Raw genomic sequence first — 12596 nt, 5'->3', positions numbered from 1 at the left:
TTAATGAAGCAATTGAAGCTACCAAGTCAGTGTTTTTAGTCATCAAGGAAAAAAGGGGCGGTCATTTCAAGCTGGAAGATTGCAAGCCCTATGTAGATGCTGTCAACAAGATGACGGTCATAGAGGGCCAATGCAAGGAAGTCATCGACCTCCATGTTCAATCGGTTAATGCTCATTATGAGATTTTAAAGGGTTTGACAGATTACATCCGTCCTGAGGATGATCCCTTCGTAGAACACTATCAGACCCCACCTATCCTCGAGATATTGTACGAAGAGGATCCAGAATTTAAGAAATCGATGGAGAAATTTATCGAAGCCATCGCAGATAACAAAGCGCTAATTGGTCGGGAAGCTACACGTCGTTACGGAGGCATGTATGGACCAACCTGTGTGGTCGACTTTGCCTTGTCCGTTGGTTCGGTACCGAATTTAGTCAACAAAATCTTAATAGACCTTGATATTCCTGAAAAGCACAAAAAGACGATATTAGCTTGCAAATCATGGGGCATGAATACGTCATACGGCTTTGGAGCAGCCTTTAGAGCGGCCATTGAATCGGGCAAATCCGCTGCTGAAGCAGAAGAAGCTGAGATCGAGCAATTTCAATTCATTTACAAGGAGCCTGTCGAAGCGCAAGCCAGATTGATGGAAACCCACAACCTTGGAGGTCACGGTCCCCATAGTTCATTTGACGTAAGAAAATATATGGCAGAATACAAGGACAGGATGCGTCCATATGTTGTAGCTGCCCTCAAAGCAGGTGTGCACCCCGCCAATATTACAGCTGTTCCGGCTTATTGTGTAGGCGATGTAGGACACCATATCTCCCAATCGGCGTACAATATGTTCAAGAGTGATATGGTCTTTGGAATATATGATGCAGTGATGCAGGTCTTTGAAAACACCTTGAAGAAAGGTTTAAAAGACGGGGCATTTAAGAGTGAATGGGATGTCCTTACTGTTGCTACAGGTGCGCCTGCCTGTGCAGTGGCGTATATTCTTTGGTTGGACAGCTTCACCGTTCCCATGGTAATAGATCTGCTTACGAAGCGCTTCCACAACTATTGCGTCATGAATCCCAAGAGGGGAGAGGCAGACGAACTGCATAATGTAGACTTCATGGATGTGATACTTCGCGGCGAGGAAATTCTCGATATTAGCCCCCTTGGAGCTGGCGGCAAAATTAAGGGAATCGAGATAGACTTGTCGCCGATAGATAAACATGAAATCGTGAGCAATCCGCAGCGTTACACCTATCCTGCCTGTGCAATTACCCAGCGGTTTGCGGCATTGATGGCCTTGGCAGACTTCCCATGCTATTTGACTCCCGAGTGCACTACTGCAACTTTAATGACGAATATCATAGCTAAGTACCCAGAGACGCCTGGAGCTCCGGTCAGGGCCTGCAAGGGATGCGCTGTCACAAAGCTCATAAAACGAAACGTTCCTTATGTTAAAGGCGAGGGCGTTGGTCCTTGCGGGTATTGCGAATGGTACAGGGCTGTATAAGTTAAGTAGAGATCAAAAAAGGGGCTCGGAGTGCATCCGAGCCCCTTTTGTATTATTCTGAAATAATGTAAGATAAGAAAAACAAAGGGAGGAGGTAAGTATCTTGAAAAAAATCTTGCTTCAACTGGATTGTGATCCATTCCCGAGCGTTTTTGATGTTGTAACTGCTTATGATGCAGGAGTTGATGTTGTTTTACAATACGGTAATGTCACGAAGGATAATGTTAGAGATTTGGTATACGGCGTGATGTTTACTCGCGGCGGTGAAAAATTGAAATCAAGCGCTATATTCATTGGCGGTTCTAATGTGAGTAAGGCGGAGGAAATATTGGAAGTTGTAAAAAACACTTTCTTTGGAAATGTTAGGAATTCAGTGATGTTCGATCCAAGCGGATGCAATACGACCTCAGCATCGGCGGTGGCAAAAATGTCTAAGCACGTTGACATTAAAGGTGAAAAGGTCGTCGTGCTTGCGGGGACCGGCCCGGTGGGACAACGTGCAGCGGCACTTTTTGCACTGGAAGGCGCACAGGTCGTTCTTACCTCACGGAGCATGGACAGAGCGAAAAAAGCCGTCGATGAGATTAAAAGAAGGTTTGGCTTCGATATAACCCCAGCAGCTGCCTTCGATGAAGATAGCACCAGACGCGTCCTGGAAGGAGCAGTTGCTGCCCTGTGCACAGGCGCACCGGGCGTTACATTGATACCTGAAAAAATATGGAAAACCAATCCCACCTTGAAAGCTCTGGGGGATGTCAATGCAGTTCCACCTCTAGGAATAGAGTGCATGAAGTCCTCCTTTGATGGAGAAAATATAGAGGGGAAAATTCTTTTTGGCTCCTCGGGGATTGGCGGCCTTAAGATGAAGGTCCATAGAGCATGTGTTGAGAGGCTCTTTGAAAGAAACGATCAGGTCTTTGATGCTGAAGCAATATTTGATGTGGCAAAGGAGTTATCCTGATTTTGAAAATTTTACTTGTGGGAGTTAGCACTAGAGCACTTGCTCAATCTGCATTAAAATCTGGCTTCCTTTGACGTAGTTTCGGTCGATTATTTCGGCGACTTGGACCAAAAACGCTTAATTCCGAACCTGGCATTAAGGAGAGACTTTGGTCTTCCCTTTGATGTCGATTCTATAATTAGGGTTTGTTCAATAGTAGATTATGACGCGCTCGTGTATACTGGGGGTGCTGATATTAAGCCCTCTCTCATTAGCGAGATATCGAGGGGTAAGTTGTTGTTGGGCAATATTCCGAGAACCCTTTGTGCGGTGAGGAATCCTTCGATATTAAATGATGTCTGCCTTAAAAGGGGAATAAATTTTCCTCAAACCATCGAGGCGTATGGGATGGCAGAGGTGGTTTGCGAGGGTAGATGGTTGGTAAAACCAGTTTATGGTGGGAGCGGGTATGGGATCGACTTTTACGAAGGCGGTAATTTAAAAGAAGGTTTCTACCTACAAAAGTTTGTCGAAGGCTCGCCAGCTTCCGTGTCCTTTTTGTCGGATGGGAAGGAGTGTCGCTTGTTAGGGTTGACGGAGCAGTTGATAGGCGAAAAAAGGCTCGGTAGTTCTGGATTTCAGTGGTGTGGCAATATCTATCCTCTTGTTACCACCACGGAGAGTTGCCTGGGTGAAGTCATGGCTGGTTGGGGACAGGAATTGACGGAAGCCTTTGGCTTAAGAGGCTTGTTTGGTGTGGATTTTGTATTGGATGCAAAGGGTAGGCCCTTTTTAGTGGAAATAAATCCGCGATACAGTGCATCTATGGAGTTATTTGAGCCTTATGTAGATCCTTTTTTGTTTACCCTTCATATATCAGCTTGCGAGGGAAGACTTCCCGAATTTTCCGTGCAAAGGCCTTCACGTTTCACTTCCAAGGGAATAGTTTATGCTAAGGCCGATGTAACTCTACCCGATACCAGGGGTTGGTTAGGACGCAGGGGAGACGTCCCCTTTCCGGGGGAGAAAATTTTAAAGGGCTCCCCTATATGTACTGTATATGGGTTTGGGGAATCCCGGGAAAGCTGCTTATCTGATCTTTACGAAGAGGCTGATGAAGTGTACGAAGAACTGAAAGAAGTGGATGAAGGATGAGCAAAGAAAAAAATGGCAAGGAAATTGTCTGCACAATGATATCAGGCCGCACCTTGGAGCAGGCCAAAGAGATGCACAGTGGTAAAAATAGCAAAAGTTACAGTGAAGCGGTTGGCAAGGTATATGTTTCACCCTTGCTTTTAAATGAGCTTGGCTTGGCTGAAGGCGAAAAAATTGTATTGAAAAGCTCCTTCGGTCGGGCTGAGGCAAGAGCATATGTTGATCCTGGATTGCCTCACTTCGTAGTTTTTATTCCCATGGGACCAGTTGCAAACCTTTTGGTTGGTTACGAAACCGAGGGGACGGGAATGCCCTCTTTTAAGAGTGTGCAGGTGGAGGTATGTGGGGCATGTTGACAAAGGCGAAAGACGTCGTCTGCACATTCTGTGGATGCCTGTGTGATGATATAATTTTAACTTTAGATGAAAATCGCATCGTTAAAGTAGAGAGGGCTTGCGCTAATGGGATGGGATTATTTAAGAATTACAATCCCGACCTGCTTTCTCCCAAAATCAGAGGGAAGGAAGCTTCTTGGGAAAAAGCGATCAAGGAGGCTTCCGAAATACTTTCATCTGCGAAGTATCCTTTGATTTATGGTCTTTCATCCACTTCCAGCGAGGCTCAGCGAGTTTCTGTTAAGTTGGCGGAAGCGTTAGGTGCGTCTATAGATTCTACTTCTTCTGTATGCCATGGACCTACCGGTTTGGCGATGCAGTTTGTTGGTGAACCAACCTGCACCTTAGGTGAGATTAAAAATCGGTCTGATCTTTTGATATTTTGGGGGTGTAATCCCGTAGTTTCCCATAGTAGGCATTTTGCGAGATATTCCGTTATGCCAAAGGGGCGTTTTGTCCAAGATGGCAGGAAAGGTCGTAAGATCGTAGTTATAGACGTGCGATTGACACAAACTGCGAGGGTGGCCGATGTGTTTTTGCAGGTCAAACCCGGGGGTGATTTCGAATTGTTAGTCGCTTTAAAGGCATTAGTGAAAGGTAAATCTTTAGATGCGGTAGAAGCAGGAGGAGTCTCGACAAAAGTCCTACAAGAACTTGTCACTGATATGAAGGCCTGCCGCTATGGCGTGATATTTTTTGGGATGGGCTTGACCATGACAAAGGGAAGAGACCTTAACGTTAGGGAACTTTTTTCTTTAGTTAAGGAACTGAACGATCATACGAAATTTTCGGCTTTGCCAATGCGCGGCCATGGAAACGTCACTGGTGCCGATCAAGTCATGTCGTGGCTTTGTGGCTATCCTTTTGCAGTGAACTTTTCCAAGGGTTATCCTAGATACGGCCCAGGTGAATTTTCAGTCGTCGATCTGTTGTGCAACAAAGAAACGGATGCCTTGCTTGTTCTAGCTTCCGATCCTGTTGCTCATCTTCCGAGTAAAGCTGTGGATCATATCATGGAGATTCCAACCATAGTAATCGACCCCGCCGAAAGTCTCTCCGCTAAAAAAGCTACAGTGTACTTTCCTACAGCTATGTATGGGGTGGATTGCGAGGGAACAGCTTACAGGATGGATGGTGTGCCCCTGCGTTTAAAGGCCCCCATGAAGGGAAACAGGCCCAGCGATGAAGAAGTATTAGAGGCAATTCTTGAGGGCGTGAGAAGATGTTAGTGATAAAGGGTGGTCAAGTATACGATCCTATAAATGGCATAAATGGCGAGACAAAGGACATCTGGATAGAAGGCGGCAAGATAGTAGAGTCATTAGGCCACATTCCTCAAGATGTAACTGTGATAGACGCTCTCGGGATGATTGTAATGCCCGGTGGGATCGATATACACGCTCATATTGCCGGCTCCAAAGTAAACACAGGGCGTAAATTATGTCCTGAAGATCATTACGAACATTTCAGAATGGCAAAAGGCGGTTTGAGATCAGGCGTTGGGTTTACAGTGCCGACGACGTTTTTGACCGGATATAAGTATGCTGAAATGGGGTACACAACCGTGGTTGAGGCGGCCTCAGCTCCTATAGTGACACGTCATACTTATGAAGAGCTGGAGGACATGCCTATTTTGGATAAAGCCATACTCATTACCTTGGGCAACAACGAACTTTTGATGGATCGAATTGCGATGGGAGAAATGGATGAAGCTAGGGATTTGGTCGCGTGGTTGCTTAAATCTGCCGGCGGATACGGTGTCAAAGTTGTTAACCCTGGAGGAGTAGAAAACTGGAAATGGGGTGGCAATGTCACCTCTTGGGATGACGAGGTGAAATATTTTAATCTCAGCCCCAGAAAGATAACAAAGGCTTTGATAAAAATAGCTGATGAATTGGGCTTGCCCCATCCTGTGCACCTTCATGGAATTAATTTAGGATTGCCTGGTAGCGATATAACGACTGCTGAGATAATTAAAGACGCCTGCGGTAGACTGCATCTGTGTCATCTGCAATTTTTAAGCTACGGAAAAGACAAGAAGGGACGAATGTGCAGTGGGGGAAGTTATATTGCGAATCTCATAAACGAACACCCTAACGTGACTCTGGATGTGGGTCAGATCGTCTTTGGAAATGCAACTACCATGACTTCTGATGGTCCGCTCGAATATAGGATACAGAAGATGACGGGGCACAAGTGGTGCAACGATGATGTGGAATGTGAAACTGGCGGCGGAATAGTGCCGCTTGAATACAAAATTACTTCTCTCTCGTCGGCGATACAATGGATAACAGGAATGGAGTTATTTCTTCTCGTGAAAGACCCTTGGAGTATAGCGCTGACGACCGATCACCCCAATGCCGGACCTTTTTTCTGTTATCCTCAAATTATCAGGTTGCTTATGGATAGGGATTATAGGAATTATTTCATTAGTTTATTGCCGCCCAGGGCTTTCAGGGGGTCGGTTTTAAAGGATCTTGACAGAGAATATAGTTTATATGAGATAGCGATAATAACGAGGGCTGCGCAGGCAAAAATTTTGGGTCTGGCCAACAAGGGGCATCTGGGCATTGGCGCGGATGCAGATGTTTCTATATATGCTCCTGAAAATTTTGGTAAAAGACAATGCATATGTCGTTTCAAACATTGTCGTCGTGCCTTGGACTTCCCCTCCTGGGTCATTAAAGGCGGAGAAGTTGTGGTAAAGGACGGGGTTGTGTTAAATGAGGTTCCAAGCGTCGTTTTTAGGGTTGCGCCGTCCCACGATGAGTCCATCAAGGATAAAATAAGAGAAGAATTTGAAAAATATTATACAATTTCCTTTGACAATTACCCCGTTCAGGAAGATTACCTGAAAAACACGAAAGAGGTGATCTGTGGGTGAAGGACCAGGGACACGTTGCCTTCATTCTTTTAGGGGCCAATCTAGGTGACAGGCAGAGCAATATTCTGCAAGCGCTTCAATATATTCAAGTAAGGGCTAACATAGCAAAGGTTTCATCATTTTACGAGACAGAGCCTCTAGAAGGATCGGATCAACCTGAATATTTAAATATGGCTTGTCAAATAGAGACAAACGATGGTCCCAAAGAACTTTTGCAGTTTTTAAAGTGGGTGGAAAGGAGGATGGGGCGGACCGTCTCTGAAAAATATGCCCCAAGGCCAATAGATATTGACCTTTTGTTATATGACGATTTGATCATCAGAGAAAGCGATCTTTGGATTCCTCACCCAAGAATGCACGAAAGAGCCTTTACATTAATACCTCTAACGGAAATAGCGCACGATTTAGTGCATCCGGTGCTTAATGAAACTATTGAGGCATTGGCCAAGAAGATAGACGCTTCAACTGTGAAGAAGGTGAACAGGAGTCTTAAATTCAATCTTGAAAGGGATATACAAGGGGGACAGCCCTCGATAAATATAGGATTATCTCGGGTAGGCATCACGAACCTCAACAGGGTTATCCGCTTGGGTTCTGAGGATAAAGCAGCGCTTTTTTATGCCAACTTAGATTTTTTTGCCTATCTTGATCCTTCTAAAGCCGGCGTACATATGTCAAGATTTGCCGATGTATTGGAGGGGATGCTAGAGGAAATTTCCCTCGAACCGACTCCTGATATCGAAAGCCTGGCAGATAGGCTAGCGCTTCAAGTTGTGCAATCTCAAAGGGCAAAAAAGGCAGAGGTGCATATAAAGGCTCGATATCCCATGGAAAGGGTGACTCCCATATCGGCAAAAAAAACGGAAGAATTATTTACTTTTATAGGCATAGCATCTACTAATGGCACAACCTCTCGTCGGATTATTGGCGTTGAAGCAGAAGGCATGACTACCTGTCCATGTGCACAGGATATGATGGCAGCACATTCCAGGATGTTGCTCGAAGAAGCTGGATACAGCAAGGATGATGCCTTGAAGATCGTGAGTTTAATCCCAATGGCTACGCATAATCAGCGAGCAAGGGGAACTTTGCTCGTGGGGTCCAACATGCCCGTACGCGCCGAACATTTGGTCCACATAGTCGAAGCTTCCATGAGTTCGGAGACCTACGAGCTGCTAAAAAGACCTGACGAATTTTTTGTGGTTAATAAAGCTCATCAGAATGCAAGGTTTGCAGAAGATGTAGTTCGACATATGCTTTTTAATTTAGTTGAAATATATCCGGATCTTCCGGATGAAACTTTTGTACTTGCCAGAGAGGAAAGCTTTGAGAGCATTCACCAACATAATGCCTTTGCGGAGCGAAGCGGCTTGCTGGGAGATTTAAGAGCAGAACTGCGCAATAAAGGCGAGGCAATCCAGTCAAATGTCACTCTTGAGGAGTGGTTGAACTTATGAAAATAGCTTGGGTTATCACGGGCGCGGGGCATTTTTTAAAGGAATGCTTTGAGATTGTGGGAGAGCTCAATGGTCGGGCGGTTCTTTTTTTCTCGAAAGCAGGTTTGGAAGTAACAAAGATGTATGGGTTAAACGATTTTTTGGCAAAACGGAATATTCACGTCATAAATGACGAGAAAGCAAGCTCACCGTCATGCGGTGCTTTTGCGGCACGCAGATATGAGGTTCTTGTGATTGCACCGGCTACGTCAAATACTATTGCTAAGTGCGCTTTGGGAATAGCAGACTCTCTTCCTACCAACTTGTTCGCACAAGCAGGAAAATCCCAGATTCCCATATTAGTGTTACCAAGTGATACTGCACCTAAGATTGATTCAGTGATCCCCTCTGGGAGAACAATAGAAGTATATCCAAGGCCAGTTGATCTGCAAAACGTTAAGATTCTAAAATCCTTTCCGGGCGTGACGGTTACAACCAGCGTCGAGGAGCTGAAAAGTTGTCTAAAATCTTATTTGTAACTGGAAAACTAGCCCGTGAAGCCTTGAGTAATATTTTAAGAAGGATTAATCCCCCTTTTGAATATGAAGTGGTAGTTTTGCCGATTTCTGTGGCAGCCTTGATGAATGTCTCGTGGGTTAGATCCCGACTGCGTGATGCAAGAGGAGCGGATCTGGTCCTGTTGCCAGGCTTGTGTCAGGGCGATGTAAACACATTGGCCGAAAGCCTTGGCGTTCAGGTCATGAAGGGGCCCAAAGATTTGAGGGATCTTCCCAATTATTTCGGGTTTTTCACACATCAGAAAACGATAGAGTCTCCCGTGCAAATAGTAGCTGAAATAGTTGACGTTCACAAATTATCTCTAGATGAAGTGTTACTTAAAGCCTATGAATACAGCGATCAAGGAGCATCGATAATTGATCTTGGAGGCCCGGTTAAAGGTCCGATTCCAAATATAAAGGAAATTGTTTCGACTTTAAAGAAAAGAGGGTTTAGGGTTAGCTTGGACAGCTTTGACGTGCAAACAGCTTTGGAGGCAGATGAAATAGGCTTAGATCTTTATCTGAGCGTGAACGATGCCAATATCGAAGTCGCCTCACAATTATCCTGTCCGGTAGTGGTGATACCCGATTTCGAGAATAAAAGCATAAATTCATTGATAAAAAATGTGAAGAAATTAAAGGAAATGAACAAAAAATATATTGTCGATCCTGTGCTGGATCCTCTTCCCTTCGGTTTTTCTCAGTCTGTACATCGCTTTGTAGAATATAGAAACCTTTTCCCCAATGATGACATGTTCATGGGAATAGGAAATTTAACCGAGCTGACGGAAGCGGATTCCACGGGCATAAATGCATTGCTTTTGGGAATCTGCGTAGAGTTGAAGGTCCGCTACGTGTTGACCACGGAGGTAATTGGTTGGGCAAAGGGCGCTGTTAAAGAGTCCATGCTAGCAGGGAGGCTAATGGGCAGCGCAAAGGAGCTGGGAGTTTTGCCAAAGGGTTTTAATGCGGGTTTAGTGACGGCGAAAGATATGCCCTTTGAACCTTATCATGAAGATGAAATAGTCCATATGTACAGCCAGGTGCAAGATAAAAATTTTCGTATCTTCGTAATAGGTGACACGGTGTATTTATTTAATAATTCTGTTTTTCTTAAAAGCAGCGATATGGAGACATTATGCCAGAGTTTGAATGTAGATGATCCAAGCCATGCCTTTTACCTGGGCAGAGAGTTGGAAAGGGCTTTTTTGGCCGCTAAATTGGGGAAAAAATACGTTCAGGAACGCCCCCTTAGTTGGGGTTATATGTCGGAAGATGATTTATGAGGTTATCCTTTCCACTTTACGGCCCGATGGATCGCCACATTGGGCTCCCATGGGTTTAAGGGAAGAAGGAAGTTTTTACGTTTTACGACCTTTTAAAACGAGCCATACATATAAATTTCTACTAAAACATCCCTATGCTGTTGCTAATATCGTCGACGATATATTGCCCTTTTGCATGAGCGCGCTTGGCGATCCGTCGTTTGATTGCATACCAGCTCGCCACATAAAAGGTTTCGTATACGTCGATGTATGTGCCTGGATGGAGCTAGAAGCTATAGAAGAAAAGAACGGCGAAGAGGCATCCAGCTTTATTTGTTCGCTAGTTTACCGTGGAATGGGACGGTCCTTTAGTGGGTATAATAGAGCAAGGGGTTTAATAATGGAACTTCTGGTAGCGGCGACGCGATATCAGTTTTACACAGAGGGTTTTTTTGAAAAACTTATTTCAGAGGCAAGGGTGCTGACCGAAAAAACAGGCGGAGAAGGTGAAAGAAAAGCCATTTGCATAATAGAGGAATATCTTAAGGGGGTATTTAGTTGAAGGTAGTTGAGGTTGATGTTGGCGCCAGGTTGCACTTTGGCTTCTTGGATCTGAATGGTAGCTTGGGGAGGATTTTTGGCGGCATAGGCGTCGGCATAGAGGAGCCCAGGACAACGTTGGTGGCCACATCTAACGACGCCCTTGAGGCAGTGGGACCAGACAGCGCGAGGGCTTTGAAATTTGCTAGAAGATTTATGGGTCATTTCGACTTGAAAGAAGGCGCTTCAGTGAGGATATCGTCATCTATACCCCCTCATGTGGGTTTGGGATCGGGTACTCGTTTAGCCCTGGCGGTAGGCAAGGCTTTATCCACTCTTTTCGATATAGACACCTCGATTGAGGATCTGGCAAACATCATGGGAAGGAGCAAAAGGTCAAGCGTTGGCACGGTTAGTTTTGAGCGAGGCGGATTTGTCTTAGATGGAGGACATCGCAAAGAGGGAATACGAGGTTTTCCTCCATTATTGTTTCACACAATGCTTCCGATTGATTGGTTTTTTGTAGTAGTTGTTCCTATGTCATTGAGGGGAACAAGCGGCAATGAGGAGGATAAAAAATTCAAACAGTTGAAAGTGCGAGAAGAGGTATCTTCAAAGATATGCAGAATAGTTTTAATGTCGATGCTGCCATCCATACTTGAAGAAGATGTTAGAAATTTCGGAAGTGCTGTTTCGGAAGTGCAAAGACTCATGGGCGAATGTTTCTCCTCTATACAGGGAGGGAATTTTATTTCTCCCCTATCCGAGGAGATCGCGTTATTTATGGAAAATGAAGGTGCTTTTGGCGTAGGACAGAGCTCATGGGGTCCAACTGTTTACGGAGTAGTCGAGGGTTATGAAGCGGCACATGCACTATCTCTGAAGCTACAGAAAGTTTTAAGGGATGAATCTATGATTTTCGTTTCCTCCTGTGCTCATGAGGGGGCGAGAGTTGAAGTAAGAGGAGATCGGTTCGATGATTTTTAACGGCGTTGAAATTGACGATACTTATGCAGAAGCTTTTTCCATGTTGGGAAGTCGCCTGGTCATAACTGCAGATACCCTGGAATTAGCCATGACTGCAGCGACATCAGCCACGGGGTTTGCTACTTCTGTCATAGGATGTGGTTGTGAGGCCGGCATAGAGTCGGAATTAGATCCTGCTCGAACTCCCGACGGCCGCCCAGGCGTGAGCGTATTGATATTTGGCGTTTCATTATCTGCCTTAGAATCTCAGCTTATTGCAAGGGTAGGACAAGCAATAATGACTTGCCCGACTACAGCTTGTTATAACGGCTTAGAGGGAGAAAAAGAAATAAATGTGGGAGGCAAGCTGAGATATTTTGGCGATTCCTACCAAGCGAGTAAAATGTTGGACGGCAAAAGGTTTTGGAGGATCCCCGTAATGGACGGAGAGTTCCTTGTGCAGGAAAAGTTCGGAGTAAAAAGCGGGATCGGCGGAGGCAACTTATTGATACTGGCGAAAGATGTCGTCTCCTGCCTTGAAGCTGCGCAAAAGGCCGTCAAAGCCATGAAAAAAATCGAGGGCGTTATATTACCATTCCCCGGCGGGATTGTGCGAAGCGGCAGTAAGGTTGGGTCTACTTATCCATTTCTTACAGCTTCGACCAATACTCCCTTTTGCCCAACCCTGAGAAGACAAGTTGTCACTTCCCTGCCTGAAGGGGTTAATGCGGTATACGAGATAGTTATAGACGGTCTTGATGAAAAAGCCGTAAGGGACGCCATGGGCGTTGGGCTTGTGGCCATTTGTTCTTGTGATGTTATCTCAGTGACAGCGGGCAACTATGGTGGGACACTTGGACAGTATAAGTTTTTTTTACACGAGATTTTAAAAAACATGTGATAAAAAACCTTAAATAGGATTGAAAATGGGATGAGGATGAAGC

Annotated in this window: 12 protein-coding genes; all 12 read left to right on the top strand. The window is 45.1% G+C overall.

The annotated features are described in order from the left end of the window. On the top strand, window positions 1-1511 hold a 1511-nt coding region (locus tag Q7P41_RS06975), incomplete at its 5' end, for a DUF2193 domain-containing protein (RefSeq protein WP_303883099.1). Window positions 1512-1614: 103 nt separating this feature from the next. Next, window positions 1615-2472: an NADP-dependent methylenetetrahydromethanopterin/methylenetetrahydrofolate dehydrogenase gene (locus tag Q7P41_RS06970; protein ID WP_303883098.1), complete on the top strand. Its 858-nt coding sequence runs from the start codon at window positions 1615-1617 to the stop codon at window positions 2470-2472. A gap of 387 nt (window positions 2473-2859) precedes the next feature. Then, window positions 2860-3606 (top strand): ATP-grasp domain-containing protein, encoded by a 747-nt coding sequence (locus tag Q7P41_RS06965; RefSeq protein ID WP_303883097.1) that lies wholly within the window; start codon window positions 2860-2862, stop codon window positions 3604-3606. Further along, window positions 3603-3962 carry a molybdopterin dinucleotide binding domain-containing protein gene (locus Q7P41_RS06960; protein ID WP_303883096.1) on the top strand — a complete coding sequence of 120 codons (360 nt, stop codon included), beginning with the start codon at window positions 3603-3605 and terminating at the stop codon, window positions 3960-3962. Before Q7P41_RS06965 ends, Q7P41_RS06960 begins: the two co-directional genes overlap by 4 nt. Further along, window positions 3956-5230: a formylmethanofuran dehydrogenase subunit B gene (locus tag Q7P41_RS06955; RefSeq protein WP_303883094.1), complete on the top strand. Its 1275-nt coding sequence runs from the start codon at window positions 3956-3958 to the stop codon at window positions 5228-5230. The genes Q7P41_RS06960 and Q7P41_RS06955 overlap by 7 nt, the downstream gene beginning before the upstream one ends. Next, window positions 5224-6885, top strand: coding sequence for a formylmethanofuran dehydrogenase subunit A (locus Q7P41_RS06950; RefSeq protein WP_303883093.1), 1662 nt, complete (start codon window positions 5224-5226; stop codon window positions 6883-6885). The genes Q7P41_RS06955 and Q7P41_RS06950 overlap by 7 nt, the downstream gene beginning before the upstream one ends. Beyond that, a complete protein-coding gene (gene mptA / locus Q7P41_RS06945; RefSeq protein ID WP_303883092.1) occupies window positions 6882-8342 on the top strand; it encodes a GTP cyclohydrolase MptA in 1461 nt (486 codons plus the stop codon). Before Q7P41_RS06950 ends, mptA begins: the two co-directional genes overlap by 4 nt. Beyond that, on the top strand, window positions 8339-8860 hold the full coding sequence (locus Q7P41_RS06940; protein WP_303883090.1) for a flavoprotein: 522 nt from the start codon (window positions 8339-8341) through the stop codon (window positions 8858-8860). The genes mptA and Q7P41_RS06940 overlap by 4 nt, the downstream gene beginning before the upstream one ends. Next, window positions 8839-10167, top strand: coding sequence for a DUF6513 domain-containing protein (locus Q7P41_RS06935; RefSeq protein WP_303883089.1), 1329 nt, complete (start codon window positions 8839-8841; stop codon window positions 10165-10167). Before Q7P41_RS06940 ends, Q7P41_RS06935 begins: the two co-directional genes overlap by 22 nt. Further along, window positions 10157-10708 carry a DUF447 domain-containing protein gene (locus tag Q7P41_RS06930; protein WP_303883088.1) on the top strand — a complete coding sequence of 184 codons (552 nt, stop codon included), beginning with the start codon at window positions 10157-10159 and terminating at the stop codon, window positions 10706-10708. The genes Q7P41_RS06935 and Q7P41_RS06930 overlap by 11 nt, the downstream gene beginning before the upstream one ends. Then, window positions 10705-11673 carry a beta-ribofuranosylaminobenzene 5'-phosphate synthase family protein gene (locus Q7P41_RS06925; RefSeq protein ID WP_303883087.1) on the top strand — a complete coding sequence of 323 codons (969 nt, stop codon included), beginning with the start codon at window positions 10705-10707 and terminating at the stop codon, window positions 11671-11673. Before Q7P41_RS06930 ends, Q7P41_RS06925 begins: the two co-directional genes overlap by 4 nt. Beyond that, window positions 11663-12553, top strand: coding sequence for a formylmethanofuran--tetrahydromethanopterin N-formyltransferase (fhcD, locus tag Q7P41_RS06920; RefSeq protein ID WP_303883086.1), 891 nt, complete (start codon window positions 11663-11665; stop codon window positions 12551-12553). The genes Q7P41_RS06925 and fhcD overlap by 11 nt, the downstream gene beginning before the upstream one ends. The last annotated feature ends 43 nt before the right edge of the window (window positions 12554-12596 follow it).

The organism is Acetomicrobium mobile (genome assembly GCF_937920065.1).
This window is presented reverse-complemented; position numbering and strand designations above follow the sequence as displayed.